The sequence below is a fragment of the Mesorhizobium quangtriensis genome, assembly GCF_040081925.1.
Taxonomy (GTDB): Bacteria; Pseudomonadota; Alphaproteobacteria; order Rhizobiales; family Rhizobiaceae; genus Mesorhizobium_K; species Mesorhizobium_K quangtriensis.
The window spans coordinates 752,190-771,004 of sequence record NZ_JBEBMF010000003.1; the positions used below are offsets into that span (position 1 = coordinate 752,190).

The following is an 18,815-nucleotide window of genomic DNA, read 5'->3' on the forward strand; positions in this document are numbered from 1 at the left end:
ATTTTGGGGAGCCTAATGGCGGCTGTGGAACAGCAACTTTCCGAACCCACCGCGCACGAAAACCGCTTCGGCATCAAGTCGAAGCGGGCGGGCGGCGCGGATGAACGTCTGGCGTCCACAGGCTGGTTTACAAAGCTTGTCCAGCGCCCGGAAGCCGGGGCCGCCGGTGGCCTTGTGGCAACCATCATCATCTTCGCGCTGCTGCCCGGGGCATCGAACCTCTTCTCCCTGCAGGGGTCGATGACCTTCCTCACGCTGTCGGCGGAACTCGGCATCATCGCCACGGCAGCCGCCCTTCTGATCATCGCCGGCGAGTTCGATCTCTCCGTCGGTTCGATGATCGGCTTTGCAGGCGTCGTCATTGGCCTCACCGTCCGCGAGTTCGGTTTTCCGCTGTGGGGCGGCATCGCTTCGGCCTTCGCGGTCGCAATCCTCGTCGGCTACCTCAACGGGCTGATCGTTGTGAAGACCCGCCTGCCCTCTTTCATCGTCACGCTGGCCTCGCTGTTCATCCTGCGCGGCCTTTCCATCGCGCTCACCCGCGCCATCACCGGCCGCACGCAGATCCCATACATCTTGCAGGATGTACCGGATCCGTGGACCGCGAGCTTGTTCAACGGGCATATCTTCACCGGCTTCTTCCAATGGATGGCTGACCAGGGGTGGATCGCTGCGCGCTCGGACGGCGTTCCCTTCGTCACAGGCATTCCGGCGTCCATCGTATGGTGGATCGGCATTACGGTCGTTGCCGGCTACGTCCTCACCCAGACCCGCTACGGCAACTGGATTTTTGCAACCGGCGGCGATCAGGACGTGGCGCGAAACGTCGGCGTCCCGGTCGGCCGCGTGAAGATAAGCCTTTTCATCTGCACCGCCTGCGCCGCCACACTGCTCGCCACCATCCAGGTCATGGAAGCTGGCTCGGCCGACACGACGCGCGGCCTGCTCAAGGAGTTCGAGGCGATCATCGGCGCCGTCATCGGAGGCGTCCTGCTGACCGGCGGCTACGGCACAGTCTACGGCGTGCTCTTCGGCTCACTGATCTTCGGCCTCGTCCAGATGGGCATTTTCTACACTGGCATCGATACTGACTGGTTCAAGGTCTTTCTCGGCCTCGTCATCCTCGCCGCGGTCCTGGTCAACACGGCCATCCGAACAAGGGCGCTTGGTGGAGGGCGGGGCCGATGACCTCTGTTCCAGCCATGGAATTGCGCGGCGTCAACGTCAACTTCGGTTCGGTCAAGGCGCTTCAGGACATCGACATCAAGGTCTATCCCGGCGAGGTGCATTGTTTGCTCGGCGACAACGGCGCGGGCAAGTCGACGCTGATCAAAGTGCTGTCGGGAGTTCACCGGCCGAGCTCAGGCGAGATCCTGGTCGACGGCAATCCCGTCGTGTTCCGCAACCCGCGCGAAGCACAGGCGCTTGGCGTTGCGACGGTCTTCCAGGACCTTGGCATGATTCCGCTGATGTCCATCACCCGCAATTTCTTCCTCGGCCGGGAGCCAACCCGAAGCTCCCTGCCCTTCTCGCGGCTGGACAAGGAAAAGGCCAACTCGGTCGCCCGGCAGGCCATGGCCGATATCGGCATCGACGTCCGCGATCCCACTCAAGCCGTTGGCACGCTTTCCGGTGGCGAACGCCAGTCCGTCGCCATCGCGCGGGCGGTTCACTTTGGCGCGAAGGTGCTGATCCTCGATGAGCCGACCTCGGCGCTCGGTGTGCATCAGGCGGCGATGGTGCTGAAATTCATCATCGAGGCGCGCATGCGTGGGCTGGCCGTCATCTTCATCAGCCACAACATCCACCATGCCTATCCCGTCGGCGACACCTTCACGCTGCTCAATCGCGGCCGCAATCGCGGTACCTACGCGAAATCCGAGATCTCGCGCGACGAGGTGATCTCTATCATGTCCGGCGGCGAGGACCTGAAAGCGGTGGAAGCGGAAATCGCCGGGCTGCTCGCGTCCATTGCGGATCGCAAGGCAACGGCCACAGCTAACTGACCGGTTGAGAGCATTCCCATGACAAAACTCCGCGTCGGCGTCATTGGCGCCGGCACTATTTCGCAGGTCGAGCATATCCCCAACCTCTTGGCGCTCGGCGACCTGTTCGATCTGGTCGGCGTGGCCGATCCGTCTGCGATTGCCCGGCAATTTGTGACCGATACTTGGGGCGTCTTCTGCTACGAGGCGCCGGACCAGCTTTTCGACCAGCGCCTCGACGCGGTCGTCGTTGCTGCTCCCGATCCGCTGCACCATGAACTGGTCATGGCGGCACTGGCGCGCGGCCTGCATGTTTTCTGCGAGAAGCCGCTCTGCTATTCGCCGGTGGAAATTTCCGACATCGTCGCCAAGCGCGACGCGGCCGGCAAAGTCGTACAGGTCGGCTACATGAAGCGGTTCGACCCGGCCTACCGCGAGGCGCTGGCGGTACTTCCCGGATCCGCACAGACGCTCCGCCAAGTGTCGGTCGAGGTCCACGACCCCGACGCCTGGCCGTTCATCGCTCATTCGCGCACAAGGTTCGGGAATGACGTGCCCGACGAACTCAAACAGGATGCCGGCAGGAAGAAGCACGCGCAGATCGAGCGCGCCTTCGGCAAGTCCTTGCCGAAGCTGGCGTTCGGCGGCTTTTCGTCGGTCTACAGCTCGGCGCTGGTCCACGACGTCAACGCTGTCCACGGTCTTCTCGACACGCTTGGCGTGCCCGACGGCGAAGTTGTTGGCGGGCAGATTTTTGCAGGCGGCGACGGTGGGCAGGGTACGGTCAGGCTTCTCGACGGTCAGGCATTGTGGACGATGACGCACCTGACCGTGCCGAAACTCGCCGAATACCGGGAGCGCATAACGCTCTATTTCGACGATGCGATGCTGGAGCTTGAATTCCCGTCGCCTTACCTCAACCATCATTCGACGCGGCTGACGGTGAAGAAATCCGACGGGCACACGCTATCCAGCAACCATATTCGGCCGGGTTATAAGGAAGCCTTTGTGGAGGAGTTGCGAGGCTTCTGGAGCGCGATCGTCGATGGTGCGCCGGTCGTCAACCTGCCCGAACATGCGGCCCGCGACCAGAAACTGCTGATCGGACTGACCAACCGCTACTTGGAGACGATCTGACCGGTTCTCGCCGGAAATGGTCGAGGTTTTAGGCGTCGAATGTCCGTGACTGTCGCTTTCGGAGCTATGGCGGCGTCAGGGTAGCGCTGGCTCCACTTTGCCGCCGCGCGAAATCGACGAACGCCTTGAACGCGGCGGTCGGGTTGCGTCGGCTTGGATAGTAGAGGCTCAAGAGCGAGAGCGTTGGCGTCCAATCCTCAAGCACGCGCATGAGGCGGCCTGCCTCGATGTCGTCTCGCACGTCGGACTCCATCGCCAGGGTGAGACCGACGGAAGCGAGGGCTGCGGTGCGTGCAAGGCTCGCTTCGTCGAGAGTGATGGCCCCATCAACGTCGATATGGACCGATTGGCCGCCCTTCTCGAACGGCCAGCGGTAGATCGCGCCATCGGGAAGCCGGACGCGAAGACAAGAGTGCTTGCCGAGATCCTGGGGCACCATGGGCGTCCCGTGCGCTTCCAGATAGCTCGGTGAGCCCACTACGACGTTGCGCCTTACACCCCCCAGCGGGAGTGCGATCATGTCGACCGGCACGAGGTCGGCGCTGCGCACGCCGAGATCGAAGCCGCCGGCGACAATGTCCACCAGTCGGCCCTCTGTGACGATATCGACATGGACCTGCGGATGCGCGCGCAGAAACGGTAGGACCAACCACGAGAAGATTTCCCGTGCCGCTGTCGGAAAGGCGTTGATGCGCAGCGTGCCCGAAGGGGTGGTCTGCTGAGAGCGCGCAACCTCCATCGCCTCATGAATTTCCCGCACGGCCGGAGCAACCTGCGCCACGAATTGCTGGCCTGCCTCCGTCAAGGAGACGCTTCGTGTCGTCCGGTTGAAGAGCCGTATGCCGAGCGCGCGCTCCAGCTTTGCAACAGCATTGCTGAGCGCAGTCGTCGAAACCCCCAGCTCAAGCGCAGCCGCGCGGAATTTGCCCCGGCGAGCGACCATCAGAACTGCGTCTAGCTCAGTCAGATTACTTTGCACAATTATCCCGATTTTCGTGATGAGACATCCCGAATTGTCCTGATTATTGTGCGACCTGTCCATCTCTATTTTCGCTGCCAACGGCAAGCAGCGTTTGAGGCTGCACCCCAGGTAAGAAGGACAAAACAATGACGCTCGAACTTCCATCACCGATTGCCGCGTATGTGGCCGCGAACGCCCGTCTCGATTTAGACGGAATGTTGAGCCCCTTCTCGCGGGAGGCGGTCCTTTTTGCTGATGGCGGTCGCCACGAGGGCTACGCTGGAATGCGGGCCCTGTTCGAAGAAGCGGTGATCCCGGTCAAAGCGATCTTCACGCCGGACACTATCCGGCACGAGGACGGACAGGTCGTTGTCGAAGGCCCTGCCCATGGCGACTTCAGGGGCAGTCCGATCCGCTTCACCTACCGTTTCGATCTCGACGGCGACTTGATCAAGACCTTGGAGATCACAGCATGAGCATCCAGGCTGATCCGACCGAATTCGCTGGCAAGCGCGTGCTCATCAGCGGCGGCACCAAGGGTCTGGGCCGCGCCACCGTTGACCGCTTCCTGGCCGGCAGCGCCCGGGTGATCACAGCCGCCCGCGGAGACCTGGAGCCCATCGATGGCGTCGAGTTCGTCCAGGCGGACCTAACGACGGCCGAGGGTGGTGAAGGGCTGGCAAAGACTGCGCTCGAGCGTCTGGGGGGCGTCGACATTCTCGCCCATGTGCTCGGCGGCTCGACCACGCCAGGTGGCGGCTTCGTCGCCTTGACCGACGACTACTGGCTATCCGAACTGAACTTGAACCTGCTGGCCACGGTTCGTCTTGACCGTCTCCTGATCCCCCAGATGGTCGCGCGGGGCGCCGGCGCGGTTGTGCACGTCACCTCCATCCAGTCCGTCCTGCCGCTTCCCGAGGCAACCACCGCGTACGCCGCCGCCAAGGCTGCGCTTCGGACCTACAGCAAGTCGATTTCCAAGGAACTGGGCCCGAAGGGAGTGCGGGTCAACGCTGTGTCCCCCGGTTGGATCATGACCGAGGGGACCGGGGTGTTTTTGGAACGTATCCAAGCCGCCAACGGCGGCACGCTAGAGGACGCGCGCCAGCTCGTCCTGGACGGCCTTGGCGGCATTGCCATCGGGCGCGGAGCCGAGCCATTCGAGGTCGCCGAAGCCATCGCCTTCCTGGCCTCGGATCGCGCCTCTTCGATCCATGGTTCGGAACTCGTCGTCGACGGCGGCACTGTCCCGAGTGTTTGATCACACGGGCCCGTCCACGCTTGGCCCATCCGCCATGCGTGGACAGACGCATCCAACGTCTGCTCGCCTTAGGGCGAATGCCGCTGACCTGGCCCTTCCCGACATATTGCGCTAGCGCCCGAAGTCGGTCGCTGTAGGGGCAACACGCCGCCGGGTTATGGTACGCTGCGTAGGAAGCTCCTACAGCACGGTCACGGCGACCAGCCAGACGGTCGCAACGAAGCGCGCCGTGGCTGCCTTGGACGCATCGACCAGTTCTGCTGTCCGCCAGACCGCGCCGAAGATGAAGATGTTGTACGGCAACGGTGCGTGAAACACGGCCAGCGCGACCGGCAGTTCGTACTTGAAGCCAAGCGCCATGAGCCCGAAGAAGGCGGCGGCGAGGTTCAGCGCCGAGCCGATCACCACCATGTCGCGCCAGAAAAGCAATCCGAGCGGAACCTGCCGCTGCCAGCGGCGCGTGAAGAAAGCAAACGGCCCTGCCAACTCCGTAACCGACATCCGCATCAGCCGTGGTTTGTTTTCGCGCCCGATTGTCCGTGAACCCGACTATTCTTGAATATGAGTGAGGCATCCGCGCGACAAGCGTGCGACCACGCAAATGTGGAAAATCTTTACTCCGACCGTTTCGCTGCACTGCACAGGCGGTTAGGGTTCGGCCATGCAGCCCTCCCGCGACATTTCCCGCCTTATCGAGATCATGGCAGCCCTGCGCGACCCGCAGGCGGGCTGTCCGTGGGACGTCGAGCAGGACTTTGCCAGCATTGCGCCCTACACGATCGAAGAAGCCTACGAGGTCGCTGATGCCATTGCGCGCGGCGATCTGGATGACCTGCGCGACGAACTCGGCGACCTCCTGCTCCAGGTCGTCTATCACGCCCGGATGGCCGAAGAGGCGCAGGAATTCGCCTTCGGCGATGTCGTCCAGGCGATCACCGAGAAGATGATCCGCCGTCATCCGCACGTCTTCGGCAGCGAGCAGGCCCGCAGCGCCGGCATGGCCAAGGGCATGTGGGAAAAGATCAAAGCCGAGGAAAAGGCGCTGAAGCGCGAGGCGCGGGTGGCGCGCGGCCTCGACCCGGAAGAAAACGGGACGGGCTTTCTGGATGGCATTCCTGTCGCTCTGCCGGCGCTGACCAGGGCGCTGAAGCTGCAGGAAAAGGCGGCCCGCGTCGGCTTCGACTGGGCAGCGGCGGGGCCGATCCTCGACAAGATCGAGGAGGAAATCGGCGAACTGCGTGAAGCGCTGTCGAAGGGCGATGTGGCGTCGACCAAAGATGAGTTTGGCGATGTCCTGTTCGCGATGGTCAATCTCGGTCGGCACCTGAAGGTCGATTCCGAGGCGGCGCTGTCGGGAACGAATGAAAAGTTCCGCAGCCGTTTCCATCATGTCGAAAACGCGCTGAAGGCTTCGGGCCGCAGCCTCGATGCGTCTTCGCTGGACGAGATGGAAGACCTCTGGCAGCAGGCCAAGGGCGTCGAACGGTTTTAGAGCATGATCTTTTCCGAAAACCGGTTTCCACTTTTCGGGATCATGCCTTAGCCGCGTTTCCGGCCGTCCAGCCGCATGGAAATCTCCTCCCGCGTCGCTTCGGTCACCCGCATCGATACCGACACGCTGCCGTCGTCATTGTCGGTGCGCGATACCACGTCGCCGTTGCGGTAGAGCCAGTCGATCTGCCCAAGCTGGTCAGGACGGAGCGTGACATCGACTGGCACGAGCTCGCCTGAAACACGCTGCTCGATCTGCGCTGTCAGCGCGTCGATCCCTTCGCCCGTCACGGCGGAAATCGCGATCGGCGGCTCGGCCCTTTCGGCCTTTCCCTCGACCAGCAGACGCGTGCGGTTGCCCTCGTCGAGCAGGTCGATCTTGTTCCAGACCTCGATGACGCGCTTGCGGTCGCTGGCGTCTACGCCGAGGTCGCCAAGGATACGTTCAACGTCTTCGGCCTGCGCGACCGTGTCCGGATCGGCGATGTCGCGCAGATGGATGACGAGGTCGGCCTCGACCACCTCTTCGAGCGTTGCGCGGAAAGCGGCGACCAGATGCGTCGGAAGGTCGGAGATGAAGCCCACCGTGTCTGACAGGATGATCGGCGTGCCGTGCGGCAGGCGCACCCGGCGTAGCGTCGGGTCGAGCGTCGCAAACAGCATGTCCTCGGCAAGGACGCCGGCGCCTGTCAGGCGGTTGAAGAGCGTCGATTTTCCCGCGTTCGTGTAGCCAACGATGGCAACCACTGGAAACGGTACCTTCTTGCGCTTGGCGCGGTGCAGGTCGCGCGTGCGGCGCACTGTCTCCAGTTCGCGCTTCAGCTTGACGATCTTGTCCTGCAGGACACGCCGGTCGGCTTCGATCTGCGTTTCGCCGGGACCGCCTAGGAAGCCGCCGCCGCCGCGTTGCCGCTCGAGGTGGGTCCAGCTTCGGACCAGCCGGCCGCGCTGGTATTCCAGATGCGCCAGTTCGACCTGCAACGCGCCTTCCTTGGTGCGCGCCCGCTCGCCGAAGATTTCGAGAATCAGTGCGGTGCGGTCGAGGACCTTGGCGTTCAGTTCCTTTTCGAGGTTGCGCTGCTGCACCGGCGTCAGCGGATGGTCGACGATGACCACCTCGACTTTCTTCTCCGCAACGATCTCGGCGATCTCCTCGACCTTGCCGGAGCCCAGCAACGTCGCCGGACGCGGGTCGTTCACGGCAACGACGACGCTATAGACAATATCCAGATCAATCGCCCCCGCCAGGCCGACCGCTTCTTCGTGCCGGGCGTCGGAGGAGCGCGTCAGGCGCGGCCTGTTCTGGCCGGTCTCTTCATCTGCGTGAAAAGCTCGTGGCAGGACGGGTACGATGACGGCCGCACGAGTTCGCGCGCGCATCCGGTCTATGCCCGATGCGCCGGTGGATTTGCCGCTTGCCCCTTGGCCCGCGTGCTTCAGCTTCGCCAATCAGCCGCCCTGGCCAGCTTCCTCGCCATCAAACATCTGAACCGGCTGGCTCGGCATGATGGTGGAAATGGCATGTTTGTACACGAGCTGGGAGTGCCCGTCGCGGCGCAGCAACACGCAGAAATTGTCAAACGAAGTGACAACGCCTGTCAATTTTACGCCGTTGATGAGGAAAATCGTCAGAGGATTCTTGGTCTTTCTGACCGAGTTCAGGAAAAGATCCTGCAAGTTCTGCGAGCGTTCCGCCATTGTTCTTATCTTCCGCCTGCCCTGTTCGTCCCTAAAGCAATGCGCCAAATTTAAATGCGCGTGTCAAGCACACAACCTCCCCTTGCTGCGGATAGCAGCAAAGGAGACCCTTTGAGACGTGGAGCCTGCGGTTATCAGGCCGGTCTCTTCTCTGCAACGTCAAAAAAGGCCTGACGTAAAGAAAGCACCACTGAACCCGGGTGCCCGTTTGCGATTGGCGCGCCATCAATGGCGACGACCGGCATCGCGATGGTGGTTGCCGAACTGATGAAGGCTTCGCGCGCTTCCTTGGCTTCCTGAACCGAGAAGTAGCGCTCCTCGACCTTCAACCCGAGACCGGCCGCGACCTTGAAGAGGGTCGTACGCGTGATACCGCGCAAAATGCCATGATCGGCCGGCCGGGTGACGAGAACGCCATCCTTCGTGACGATCCAGGCGTTGGAGGACCCACCTTCCTTGACGTTTCCGTCCGCATCCACGAACCACGCCTCTTGTGCGCCAGCGGCCTTCGCCTGCTCCTTGGCGAGAACGTTAGGCAGCAGGCCGACAGTCTTGATGTCAACGCGGTCCCAACGGTTCTCGGGCACGGTAATCACCTTGATCCCGGCCTCGGCCTTTCCCGCATTGATCGCCGGATTGACCTTTCTAGCGGTGACGACGAGGGACGACCTCCCACCGGCCGGAAACAGGAAGTCTCGGGGCGCAACCCCGCGCGACACCTGTATGTAGACCAGCCCGTTCATCACGCGGTTGCGCCGGACGACCTCGCGCACCACTATTTCAAATGCTGCACGCGACATCGGCCAGGCCATGCGCAGTTCATCCAGCGACCGCCCAAGCCGGTCAAGGTGTCCGGCCATGTCAACGATGTATCCCTTTGCAACCTCGCAGACTTCGTAAACGGCGTCGGCGAACTGGTATCCACGATCCTCGATGTGGACATACGCGTCCGCATGCGGCGCGTATCGTCCGTTCACATAGGAAATGCGCGGCATGATGAGAGGTCTCCGAAGTATGTCGTGGAGTTATGCGATTCCGGGTCGGTGGCAAATCGCAAGAGATTGGTCCACTGTCAGCTAACCCTAAACGCCTAAAGACTTGAGCTTGCGGTGCAGCGCCGAGCGCTCCATGCCGATAAACTCGGCGGTTCGGGAGATGTTGCCGCCGAAACGGTTGATCTGCGCGATCAGATATTCCTTCTCGAACATCTCGCGCGCCTCCCTGAGCGGAAGCGCCATGATGTGCTGGTCGGACTGGCTCGGCGCTCTGGGCATGACGTCGCCGATTTCCGATGGGAGCAGGTCCGCCGTGATGGGCGCCTCCGCATCGTCCCCGCGGACCAGGATCATCAGCCGTTCGATGTTGTTGCGCAATTGCCGAACGTTGCCGGGCCAGTTATGTGCCTGAAGCACCGCAAGCGCGTCGTCGCCGATGCGCCTTGGCTTGATGCCAGCCTGTCGCGCAACCTGTTTCATGAAGTGATCGACGAGGTAGGGAATATCCTCCCTGCGCTCGGCAAGTCCGGGCACCGCGACCGGAACCACCGACAGGCGGTGATACAGATCCTCGCGGAACCGACCCTCGGCGATCATCGCCTCGAGGTTCTGGGCAGTCGACGAGATGATGCGGACGTCGACCTTGACCCGCTTGGTGCCGCCAACCCGCTCGAATTGCTGATCGACAAGCACACGCAATATCTTGCTCTGCGTCTCGCGCGGCATATCGGCGATCTCGTCGAGATAGAGGATGCCGCGGTGTGCTTCTTCGAGCGCGCCGACCTTTCGTTCGCCTCCGTTCGACTCCGTACCGAAAAGCTCGATCTCCATGCGCTCCGGCGTGATTGTCGCGGCGTTGAGGCTCACAAACGGCCCCGTCTTGCGCAAAGACATCGCGTGAATTGCACGAGCCACCAGTTCCTTACCGGACCCCGAAGGCCCGACGATCATGATACGGCTATTGGTCGGCGCGACGCGTTCGATCGTCTGCCGCAACTGGCTCATCGCGGACGACATGCCGATCAGATCGAACGTCTCGCCGCTGCGGAGCTTCAGGTCGGAAACCTCGCGTTTCAGTTTCGATGTTTCCAGCGCCCGTTCCGCGATGAGGATCAACCGGTCCGCCTTGAACGGCTTTTCGATGAAATCGTAAGCGCCACGCCGGATTGCGGACACGGCGGTTTCGATATTGCCGTGACCCGAGATCATCACCACCGGCAGGCTCGGATGCATGGTCTTGATCTGGTCGAGAAGCGCGAGCCCGTCGAGGCGCGAGCCCTGCAGCCAGATATCGAGGAAAACGAGCCTCGGAACCCGGTCGGCGATGGCGGCAAGTGCGCTGTCTGCGTCGCGAGCAGTGCGAGTCTCGTGGCCTTCATCGCTCAGGATGCCGGCAACGAGTTCGCGGATGTCTTCTTCGTCGTCGACGATAAGTATGTCAGACGCCATCGGCTACCTTCTCGATTTCACTTGAGTTCCCCTCGGTCCCTGCCGCCGCCGGGAGGAACATGCTGACCATTGCGCCGCGACCCTCATGGAAATTCGCAGGCGCATCATGAAGTTCCAGACGACCACCGTGATCCTCGATAATTTTCTTCACGATCGCGAGGCCGAGCCCCGTCCCCTTCTCGCGAGTGGTCATATAGGGCTCGAGCAGACGCTGGCGATTCTCGCGCGGCAGGCCTTTGCCGTTGTCGATCACGTCGACTCGGATCATGTCGCCTTCCATCCTGGACCGGATGCGTATCGCGCCTGTGTCGCCGATCTCCTTTCCGACCGCATCGATCGCTTCGGAGGCGTTCTTGATGACGTTGCCGAATGCCTGTGCCATGAGACGGCTGTCGAAAGTTCCCTTCAGGGGCCCACTGCCAAAATCACGCTCGAATTTGATGTCCGACCGGCTGACCTCGACAAGGAACGACGCCTCGCGGAGAGCCTCGCGAATGTCGATTACCTTCATTTCCGGCTTTGGCATGCGGGCAAAAGCAGAGAACTCGTCGACCATGCGGCCGATGTCCTCGACCTGACGGATGATGGTGTCGGTGCACTGGTCGAAAACCTCGCGGTCCTCGGTGATGACCTTGCCGTAGCGGCGGCGAATGCGCTCGGCGGAAAGCTGGATCGGGGTGAGCGGGTTCTTGATTTCGTGCGCGATGCGACGCGCCACATCGGCCCATGCGGTTGAGCGCTGGGCCTGCACCAGGTCGGTGATGTCGTCGATCGTGACGACATAGGATTTCTCCTCCTGTACGTCATCGCCGCCCTCGATCGTCACCTGCACGTTGAAGGTGCGTTCTGCGCCTGCGCGATAGAACGTCACCTGCTCTCGATAGACCGGGCGGCCCGACCTGCGGCCGATTTCGAAGACACGACCGACATGCGGCAGCAATGTCGAGAGGTTCTGGCCTAGCGCCTCATCGGCGGGAAGACCCAGCATCGTTTCGGCCGAACGGTTGACGATGGTGATTGTGCCGTAAGGATCGACTCCGATGACGCCGGCCGTCACGCCGGCAAGAACTGCTTCCGAGAACCGTCGGCGCTCGTCTACCAGATCCTTGGCGTGCAGGATCTCGTTGCGCTGAGATTTCAACTCGAGAAGCATCTTGTTGAACGTGTCGCCAAGGGAGGCGACATCGCCGTCCGACAGGCGCACCGGAACCGACACGTCCAGATTGCCGGTCGCCACCTCGTCGGCGGCGCCGATAAGCTGGCGGATAGGCCGGACCAGCCGGTCCGCAACCGCGATGCCGGTCCATATCGCGGACAACACGATGATCAGCGTGAGGCCGAGATAGAGAAGACCGAAGGCGATCTGGGTCGTCCGCCGGTTTGCCTCGAGCCCGCGATATTCGTCGGTGTTCGCCGTCACGATCTGACGCGCCCGGATGACCTCCGGATCGACCAGTCGGATCGTATAGAGATAGGTATCGTCGAACTGGCGCAGCTTGATCAGCGCGCCGACAACATTGCTCGTGCTCGGCTCGATGAGCACGGGCTGGCCGCCTGCCGCTTTTTCCAGGGCCTGCTTGTCGGGCTCGGGCATGTCGAAATCCGAGCGGGTCTGGGCATTCATGATGAAAGACCCGTCCACGCGGACCAACGCTGCATGCGCAAGGGCCCTGCCCACGGCCTGCCGGCTCAGGAACTCGCGGAATCCGGTCCGGTCGAGACCATAGAGCGACCGCGCGTTGTCGAGGTCGTTTGCCATCGACAATGTCGTGCCCTGAAGGTTGCGCGCATTCTCGCGCACATAGGCTTCGGCAATGGAAAGCGACGAACTGATGATCGTCTTCGTGCGAATTTCGAACCAGCGGTCGAGACCGATATCCAAGGTGATGGATGCGATGATCGCCACCAGCAGGGCCGGAAGCACGGCAATCAGCGAGAACATGGCGACGATGCGTACATGCAGGCGTGAGGCGGCCTTGCCTCGCCGTCTTGCCATGGCAATGCGGTGAAGCTCACGCCCGATCAGCGCGATCAGCACCGCCACGAACAAGGCGTTGATGACGATCAGCGAGATGGTGGTGGTTTCATCCGGCGCGATCGGGGTGATCCCGACCAGAATGGCAAAGGAAATAGCCGCCGTGATCAGCGCCGTCACGACTGCCACGATACCCGGCAACGCCAGCAGGCGTCGCCCGTCTGAGGTCACGGGCGCCTCAAAAGGAGGCCGGTCGGGAATCGCCGCTGACTGGAATGCCATATCGCCTGTCGGATGCCGTCCAATTATGGCGATCTATGCAACGCATTGTGGCAATTATGCAACGAGGCGTGGCATTTTCGACACGTTTTTTCGCATCAAGCAGGTTTTAGTTCGATTTGGACGCTCGATAAACGTTGACGCCCAATTCCCTGATCTTCTTGCGCAATGTGTTGCGATTGAGCCCGAGAAGTTCAGCAGCCTTGATCTGGTTGCCCCGCGTCGCGGTCATCGAGGCGAGGACCAGCGGGTATTCAACCTCCGCGAGAATTCTTTGATACAGCCCGGGAGGCGGCAGGTCGCCGCCAAAGCTGGCGAAATACCGTTGCAGATAGTGCTCGGCGGCCTGACCGATGGTCAGGTTCTCCGGCACCATGGCGCCACCAGGGACCGCTGGCTGTTCGCCAGTCTTCAACTCCGCCTCGATGATCTCGGCCGAAATCTCATCCTGCGGATAAAGTGCTGCCAGGCGGCGGATAAGGTTTTCCAGTTCCCGGACGTTACCGGGCCATGGGTAACGCTTCATCAGTTCGATGCCGCCGCTCGATATGCGCTTGGTGCGCAGGCCTTCCGCCTCGCCCTGCTTGAAGAAGTGCCTTACCAGGTCCGGCACGTCCTCGGCGCGCTCGCGCAGCGGCGGAAGCCTGAGCGGCACCACATTGAGGCGGTAGAACAGGTCCTCTCGGAACAGCCCCTGCCCGATCAGCGTGCGCAGATCCTTGTTGGTCGCCGCGACGATGCGCACGTCGGTCTTGATCGGGGTGCGACCGCCGACGGTCGTATATTCGCCCTGCTGCAGCACGCGCAGAAGCCGCGTCTGAGCCTCCATCGGCATGTCGCCGATCTCGTCGAGGAAAAGCGTGCCGCCTTCCGCCTGTTCGAAACGACCAGTCGAGCGGTTCTGCGCGCCGGTGAACGCGCCCTTCTCGTGGCCGAACAGTTCCGACTCGATCAGGTCGCGCGGTATTGCGGCCATGTTGATGGCGACGAAGGGCCCGGTACGGCGGCGGCCATATTCATGCAGCGCCCGCGCGACCAGTTCCTTGCCGGTGCCGGATTCGCCCGAGATCATGACCGTCAGGTCGGTCTGCATCATGCGGGCGAGCATGCGGTAGATATCCTGCATGGCAGCCGAGCGGCCGACCAGCGGCATCGCCTCCGCCTGATCGTCCGGCCTGCCGTCGATCTTGGGTCGTCGCGGCTCCGACAGGGCGCGGTTGACGATATTCAGCAGTTCGTTGAGGTCGAACGGCTTGGGCAGATATTCGTAGGCGCCTGTCTCCGATGCGCGGATGGCCGTCATGAAGGTGTTTTGAGCGCTCATGACGACGACAGGCAGTTCCGGCCGCGCCTTCTTGATACGCGGCAACATGTCGAAAGCGTTTTCGTCTGGCATGACGACATCGGTGATGACCAGATCGCCCTCGCCCGCCGCGACCCAGCGCCAGAGCGTCGCTGCATTGGACGTGACGCGGACCTGATGCCCGACGCGCGACAGCGCCTGGTTGAGAACCGTACGGATCGCCGCGTCGTCGTCGGCGACGAGAATATTGCCCTGCACGCTCACTCTTTGCCTCCCTCGGCCTCGCCCTCACCGGGGGCCGAAACGTCTTTCCAGGCCGGCATCAGCACACGGAAAGTGGTGCCGCGCGGTGTTGAATCGCATTCGATGATTCCGCCGTGGTCGCCGACGATCTTTGCGACAAGGGCAAGCCCCAGCCCCGAACCGTTAGGCTTCGTCGTTATGAACGGGTCGAAGAGGATCGGCAGGATGTCTTCGGATACGCCGGGCCCATTGTCCCGGACACAGAATTCGAGTGGTAGCGACACGCGATCCTGCGTGCCGGGGAAAGAAACGCGGATGCCCGGCCGAAACGCCGTGGAGAGCACGATTTCGCCGCCCGGTTCGTTCCCCACGGCTTCAGCCGCATTCTTCACCAGGTTGAGGAAGACCTGGATGAGCTGGTCGCGGTTGGCGTAGACCGGCGGTAGCGACGGGTCGTATTCCTCGAGGATCTTGATCTGGCTTGCAAAGCCGTTCTTGGCGATGGCCTTCACGTGGTCGAGCACCACGTGAATGTTGACGGGATAACGTTCGATCGGCCGCTCGTCGGAAAAGATTTCCATGCGATCGACCAGCGAGACAATGCGGTCGGTTTCGTCGGTGATGAGACGTGTCAGAGCGCGATCGTCGTCGGAGAGCGAGCTTTCCAGAAGCTGCGCGGCGCCGCGAATGCCCGACAGCGGATTCTTGATCTCGTGCGCCAGCATGGCGGCAAGCCCGGTCACCGAGCGCGCGGCGCTGCGATGCGTCATCTGGCGATCGATCTTGTCGGCCATCGACCGTTCCTGGAACATCACCACGACGGAGCCCGGAAATTCCGGGACCGGGGCAACATAGAGATCGACGACTTTCTCGATGCCGAGTCGTGGCGACGAGACGTCGACGCGATATTCGTTGACCGGCGAATTGCGCGCGCGGACCTGATCAACCAGCAACAGGATCGGGCTGCCGAACGGCACGAAATGCGCCAGCGTCTTGCGCGCCAGCCCTGCCGCGCTCGACCGGAAAAAGTCCTCGGCGTCGGCGTTGGCGTAGGTGATGTTGCTTTCCGGCCCGATCATGATGACGGGGCGACGGATGGTGTTGAGAACGATCTGCGCCGCGTCGGCTTCTGCAATGGGGTTGGTCATGTTCATGCAGCAGCCTTGTGAACGGACATATCGGCTTCGCGCAGGAACGCCTCGCGGAGACCGTCGATCACCCAGCGGCTATCCAGCGAGGTCATGATTGCGCTGCGCGCCTCTCCTGACAGGCCCCGCGTACAACGGTCGAGGTACCAGCCGAGATGCTTGCGCGAATGCCTGAGCCCGGTCTCGACGCCGTAGAGCGACAGCATGTCCTCGTAGTGGGCGATGACGTAGTCGGCCATTGGCGCGCCTTGTTCGGGTACGCCTTCGCAAGCAAGGTCCACTCCGGCGGCGCGCGCGATCAGTCCCGGCGTCCAGGGTGCCCCGTAACTTGCACGCCCCACCATCACGGCATCAGCGCCGGACTGCTCCAGTACAAGAGCCGCATCGGCCGGTGAGCCGACGTCTCCGTTGGCGACAACCGGAATAGACACGGCGGCCTTGACGCGGGCAATGGCCCGCCAGTCCGCCTTGCCTTGATAGAACTGGCAGCGCGTGCGGCCGTGAATTGTGACCATCTTCACCCCGGCATGTTCGGCACGGCGGGCAAGTGTCGGCGCGTTGAGCGCGCTTTCGTCCCAGCCCAGCCGCATCTTCACGGTCACCGGAACAGCGACGGTCCCTACTACGGCGTCGATCAGCGTCAAGGCATGGTCGAGATCGCGCATCAGCGCCGACCCACAATAGCCTCCGGTTACCTTCTTGGCCGGGCAGCCCATGTTGATGTCGATGATATCGGCACCCTCACCTTCCGCGATGCGGGCGGCCTCGGCCATGTGGTGTGCCTCCCGTCCCGCGAGTTGCACCATATGGACCGGAAGCCCGGAATGGCGTACACGTCTTTCTGTGTCGAGACGGCCCTTTGCCAGTTCGCCGCAGGCGATCATCTCCGAAACGACCAGCCCGGCGCCATGCGCGTAGGCGCGGCGACGGAAGGCATCGTCCGTCACGCCCGACATGGGCGCTAGGAAGACGCGGTTGCGGATGGCGACGTCACCTATCATCAGCGGCTCAGCGAGCCCGGCGATCCTGTTCATGCATAAAAACCAAGCACTTTTGCAGTTTGCCTAGGAAATAAACAGTTTCACTGGTGCATGCAACCGGAACTGAAGCGAAATTATGTCGGTTTCGCAAAGCCTCTGGTTTTCGATACCCCGCCCGACTATGCGTCACGGCATGCAGACGAATTCCAGTTCAGAGGCGTCCAGGGCTGCGGTCGTCATCGTTGCCGCAGGGCGGGGAGAACGGGCCGGCACGGCGGACGGTCCGAAGCAGTACAGGCCGATCGGCGGGAGGCCCGTCATCGCGCGGACACTAGACGCGTTTCTGGCACACCCGCTCGTTGGCAGGATCGTAGTCGCGATCCATCCTGACGACGACGCGCTTTTTCGTTCTGCGATATTGGGCCTGGACGAGCGGCGGATCGAGGCAATTCATGGCGGCGCAACGCGGCAGGAGTCGACACGGCTTGCATTGCAGGCATTACGCGGCGACGCTCCCGCCAAGGTGCTGATCCACGACGGGGTCAGGCCGTTCGTCGAGGCGGATTTGATCGAGCGCACGATCGCGGCCATCGGCGAGCGTCGCGGCTCCCTGCCCTCCATGCAGGTGGCCGACACGCTGAAGCGCGCTGACGCCGCCGGCGATGTTGCCGAGACCGTACCGCGCCATGGGCTTTATGCCGCGCAGACGCCGCAGGGCTTTCCGTTCTGGCCGATACTGGCCGCGCACGAAAAGGCAGCTACGCTCGGGAAGAACGATTTTACCGACGACGCGGCCGTCGCCGAATGGGCGAACATTCCGGTCCACATCGTCGCCGGCTCACCCGACAATGTGAAACTGACATGGGCCCGCGACATGGTGCTTGCCAATCAACGATTTGCCGGCGCGGCGTCGTTCCCCGACGTGCGAACCGGAAACGGCTATGACGTGCATTCCTTCGAGGACGGCGACCACGTTTTCCTCTGCGGCGTACGGATCGCGCACGGCAAAAAACTGTCGGGCCATTCCGATGCCGATGTCGGCCTCCATGCACTGACGGATGCGCTTCTGGCGACCTGCGGCGCGGGCGACATCGGCACGCATTTTCCGCCTTCCGATACACAATGGAGGGGCGCTGCATCGCGGCTGTTCGTGGAACATGCGGCATCGATCGTACGATCCCACGGCGGCCGGATCGCCAATGCGGACATCACACTGATCTGCGAAGCGCCCCGGATTGGACCACACAGGGATGCAATGACCAACACACTTGCGGAAATGCTCGGAATCGCGACCACGCGCATTTCGGTGAAGGCGACGACGAACGAGAAGCTTGGCTTCATCGGACGCGAGGAAGGCATCGCCGCAATCGCCACCGCCAGCGTGGTTTATCCGGGAGACCTGCCCGAATGACGGAAGCGCTGGAATGGGCTGACCTGGCAGACAGATTTCTAAAGGCCTGTGCTCGCCGCAAGATTCTCGTTGCGACCGCCGAGTCCTGCACCGGCGGTATGATCATATCTCTGCTGACAGACATCCCCGGTTCGTCGTCGATGGTCGACCGGGGGTTCGTGACCTATTCCAACGAAGCGAAGATGGACATGGTGGATGTTTCCTCCGCCACGCTTGAGGCGCATGGCGCGGTATCGGCCGAAACGGCGAAGGAGATGGCGGCAGGTGCGTTGAAGTACTCCCGCGCCGGCATCACGCTGGCGGTCACCGGTATTGCCGGCCCTGACGGCGGCTCGGCGGAAAAGCCCGTAGGCTTGGTCTGGTTCGGCATGGCGTTGAGCAGCAAACCGGTGGTCACGGAGAATGTGATCTTCGAGAACCGTGGCCGCGACTTCATCCGACGCGAAACGGTCAGGCACGCCTTGCGAATGGGACTGAAGGCGCTCGACTGAGGAGTCGT

The 18,815-nt window shown here is 62.4% G+C and carries 18 protein-coding genes; 8 read left to right on the top strand and 10 right to left on the bottom strand.

Annotated elements, in window-relative coordinates:
- Window positions 1-15: 15 nt before the first annotated feature.
- From ABMA32_RS19420 to ABMA32_RS19430, 3 genes are read left to right on the top strand one after another with little or no spacing between them, the layout of a single operon-like run.
- Entirely contained in the window at window positions 16-1,188 is a 1,173-nt protein-coding gene (locus ABMA32_RS19420; RefSeq protein WP_349015426.1) for an ABC transporter permease, read from the top strand.
- On the top strand, window positions 1,185-2,006 hold the full coding sequence (locus ABMA32_RS19425) for an ATP-binding cassette domain-containing protein (protein ID WP_349015427.1): 822 nt from the start codon (window positions 1,185-1,187) through the stop codon (window positions 2,004-2,006). The genes ABMA32_RS19420 and ABMA32_RS19425 overlap by 4 nt, the downstream gene beginning before the upstream one ends.
- A gap of 18 nt (window positions 2,007-2,024) precedes the next feature.
- A complete protein-coding gene (locus tag ABMA32_RS19430) occupies window positions 2,025-3,122 on the top strand; it encodes a Gfo/Idh/MocA family protein (protein WP_349015428.1) in 1,098 nt (365 codons plus the stop codon).
- A gap of 64 nt (window positions 3,123-3,186) precedes the next feature.
- Here ABMA32_RS19430 and ABMA32_RS19435 read toward each other — a convergent pair whose 3' ends face one another.
- On the bottom strand, window positions 3,187-4,164 hold the full coding sequence (locus ABMA32_RS19435; RefSeq protein ID WP_349015429.1) for a LysR family transcriptional regulator: 978 nt from the start codon (window positions 4,162-4,164) through the stop codon (window positions 3,187-3,189).
- A gap of 65 nt (window positions 4,165-4,229) precedes the next feature.
- Here ABMA32_RS19435 and ABMA32_RS19440 point away from each other — a divergent pair, with 65 nt between their 5' ends.
- Both ABMA32_RS19440 and ABMA32_RS19445 read left to right on the top strand, forming a co-directional pair.
- Window positions 4,230-4,559 (top strand): nuclear transport factor 2 family protein, encoded by a 330-nt coding sequence (locus ABMA32_RS19440; protein WP_349015430.1) that lies wholly within the window; start codon window positions 4,230-4,232, stop codon window positions 4,557-4,559.
- Window positions 4,556-5,344 (top strand): SDR family oxidoreductase, encoded by a 789-nt coding sequence (locus ABMA32_RS19445; protein ID WP_349015431.1) that lies wholly within the window; start codon window positions 4,556-4,558, stop codon window positions 5,342-5,344. Before ABMA32_RS19440 ends, ABMA32_RS19445 begins: the two co-directional genes overlap by 4 nt.
- Before the next feature lie 180 nt (window positions 5,345-5,524).
- Here ABMA32_RS19445 and ABMA32_RS19450 read toward each other — a convergent pair whose 3' ends face one another.
- Complete coding sequence (locus ABMA32_RS19450; RefSeq protein WP_349015432.1) at window positions 5,525-5,845, bottom strand: hypothetical protein; 321 nt, start codon at window positions 5,843-5,845, stop codon at window positions 5,525-5,527.
- 160 nt (window positions 5,846-6,005) lie between these two features.
- On the opposite strand from ABMA32_RS19450, the gene mazG reads away from it, so the two are divergent.
- Complete coding sequence (gene mazG / locus ABMA32_RS19455) at window positions 6,006-6,836, top strand: nucleoside triphosphate pyrophosphohydrolase (RefSeq protein WP_349015433.1); 831 nt, start codon at window positions 6,006-6,008, stop codon at window positions 6,834-6,836.
- Between the two features lie 47 nt (window positions 6,837-6,883).
- Here mazG and hflX read toward each other — a convergent pair whose 3' ends face one another.
- From hflX to dusB, 8 genes are all read right to left on the bottom strand, one after another.
- Window positions 6,884-8,215 carry a GTPase HflX gene (gene hflX / locus ABMA32_RS19460; protein WP_349015489.1) on the bottom strand — a complete coding sequence of 444 codons (1,332 nt, stop codon included), beginning with the start codon at window positions 8,213-8,215 and terminating at the stop codon, window positions 6,884-6,886.
- 69 nt (window positions 8,216-8,284) lie between these two features.
- Window positions 8,285-8,533 carry an RNA chaperone Hfq gene (gene hfq / locus ABMA32_RS19465; protein ID WP_349015434.1) on the bottom strand — a complete coding sequence of 83 codons (249 nt, stop codon included), beginning with the start codon at window positions 8,531-8,533 and terminating at the stop codon, window positions 8,285-8,287.
- 134 nt (window positions 8,534-8,667) lie between these two features.
- Window positions 8,668-9,528, bottom strand: a complete 861-nt coding sequence (locus ABMA32_RS19470; RefSeq protein ID WP_349015435.1) for a D-amino-acid transaminase — start codon at window positions 9,526-9,528, stop codon at window positions 8,668-8,670.
- Between the two features lie 87 nt (window positions 9,529-9,615).
- Window positions 9,616-10,977, bottom strand: coding sequence for a nitrogen assimilation response regulator NtrX (gene ntrX / locus ABMA32_RS19475; protein ID WP_349015436.1), 1,362 nt, complete (start codon window positions 10,975-10,977; stop codon window positions 9,616-9,618).
- Window positions 10,967-13,234 carry a sensor histidine kinase NtrY-like gene (locus ABMA32_RS19480; protein ID WP_349015437.1) on the bottom strand — a complete coding sequence of 756 codons (2,268 nt, stop codon included), beginning with the start codon at window positions 13,232-13,234 and terminating at the stop codon, window positions 10,967-10,969. The genes ntrX and ABMA32_RS19480 overlap by 11 nt, the downstream gene beginning before the upstream one ends.
- Window positions 13,235-13,340: 106 nt before the next feature.
- Window positions 13,341-14,798, bottom strand: coding sequence for a nitrogen regulation protein NR(I) (gene ntrC / locus ABMA32_RS19485; protein WP_349015438.1), 1,458 nt, complete (start codon window positions 14,796-14,798; stop codon window positions 13,341-13,343).
- A complete protein-coding gene (locus ABMA32_RS19490) occupies window positions 14,795-15,925 on the bottom strand; it encodes a two-component system sensor histidine kinase NtrB (protein ID WP_349015490.1) in 1,131 nt (376 codons plus the stop codon). The genes ntrC and ABMA32_RS19490 overlap by 4 nt, the downstream gene beginning before the upstream one ends.
- A 2-nt stretch (window positions 15,926-15,927) precedes the next feature.
- Window positions 15,928-16,959 carry a tRNA dihydrouridine synthase DusB gene (gene dusB / locus ABMA32_RS19495; protein WP_349015439.1) on the bottom strand — a complete coding sequence of 344 codons (1,032 nt, stop codon included), beginning with the start codon at window positions 16,957-16,959 and terminating at the stop codon, window positions 15,928-15,930.
- 139 nt (window positions 16,960-17,098) lie between these two features.
- Between dusB and ABMA32_RS19500 the strand changes: the two genes are divergently transcribed.
- Both ABMA32_RS19500 and ABMA32_RS19505 read left to right on the top strand, forming a co-directional pair.
- Complete coding sequence (locus ABMA32_RS19500; protein WP_349015440.1) at window positions 17,099-18,316, top strand: bifunctional 2-C-methyl-D-erythritol 4-phosphate cytidylyltransferase/2-C-methyl-D-erythritol 2,4-cyclodiphosphate synthase; 1,218 nt, start codon at window positions 17,099-17,101, stop codon at window positions 18,314-18,316.
- Entirely contained in the window at window positions 18,313-18,807 is a 495-nt protein-coding gene (locus tag ABMA32_RS19505; RefSeq protein WP_349015441.1) for a CinA family protein, read from the top strand. Before ABMA32_RS19500 ends, ABMA32_RS19505 begins: the two co-directional genes overlap by 4 nt.
- The last annotated feature ends 8 nt before the right edge of the window (window positions 18,808-18,815 follow it).

Bases quoted from the DNA above. Each gene is read 5' to 3' on its own strand.
- ABMA32_RS19420 (WP_349015426.1), top strand. From the start codon at position 16: ATGGCGGCTGTGGAACAGCAACTTTCCGAACCCACCGCGCACGAAAAC.
- ABMA32_RS19425 (WP_349015427.1), top strand. From the start codon at position 1,185: ATGACCTCTGTTCCAGCCATGGAATTGCGCGGCGTCAACGTCAACTTC.
- ABMA32_RS19430 (WP_349015428.1), top strand. From the start codon at position 2,025: ATGACAAAACTCCGCGTCGGCGTCATTGGCGCCGGCACTATTTCGCAG.
- ABMA32_RS19435 (WP_349015429.1), bottom strand. From the start codon at position 4,164: ATGGACAGGTCGCACAATAATCAGGACAATTCGGGATGTCTCATCACG.
- ABMA32_RS19440 (WP_349015430.1), top strand. From the start codon at position 4,230: ATGACGCTCGAACTTCCATCACCGATTGCCGCGTATGTGGCCGCGAAC.
- ABMA32_RS19445 (WP_349015431.1), top strand. From the start codon at position 4,556: ATGAGCATCCAGGCTGATCCGACCGAATTCGCTGGCAAGCGCGTGCTC.
- ABMA32_RS19450 (WP_349015432.1), bottom strand. From the start codon at position 5,845: ATGTCGGTTACGGAGTTGGCAGGGCCGTTTGCTTTCTTCACGCGCCGC.
- mazG (WP_349015433.1), top strand. From the start codon at position 6,006: ATGCAGCCCTCCCGCGACATTTCCCGCCTTATCGAGATCATGGCAGCC.
- hflX (WP_349015489.1), bottom strand. From the start codon at position 8,215: ATGCGCGCGCGAACTCGTGCGGCCGTCATCGTACCCGTCCTGCCACGA.
- hfq (WP_349015434.1), bottom strand. From the start codon at position 8,533: ATGGCGGAACGCTCGCAGAACTTGCAGGATCTTTTCCTGAACTCGGTC.
- ABMA32_RS19470 (WP_349015435.1), bottom strand. From the start codon at position 9,528: ATGCCGCGCATTTCCTATGTGAACGGACGATACGCGCCGCATGCGGAC.
- ntrX (WP_349015436.1), bottom strand. From the start codon at position 10,977: ATGGCGTCTGACATACTTATCGTCGACGACGAAGAAGACATCCGCGAA.
- ABMA32_RS19480 (WP_349015437.1), bottom strand. From the start codon at position 13,234: ATGGCATTCCAGTCAGCGGCGATTCCCGACCGGCCTCCTTTTGAGGCG.
- ABMA32_RS19490 (WP_349015490.1), bottom strand. From the start codon at position 15,925: ATGACCAACCCCATTGCAGAAGCCGACGCGGCGCAGATCGTTCTCAAC.
- dusB (WP_349015439.1), bottom strand. From the start codon at position 16,959: ATGAACAGGATCGCCGGGCTCGCTGAGCCGCTGATGATAGGTGACGTC.
- ABMA32_RS19500 (WP_349015440.1), top strand. From the start codon at position 17,099: ATGCAGACGAATTCCAGTTCAGAGGCGTCCAGGGCTGCGGTCGTCATC.
- ABMA32_RS19505 (WP_349015441.1), top strand. From the start codon at position 18,313: ATGACGGAAGCGCTGGAATGGGCTGACCTGGCAGACAGATTTCTAAAG.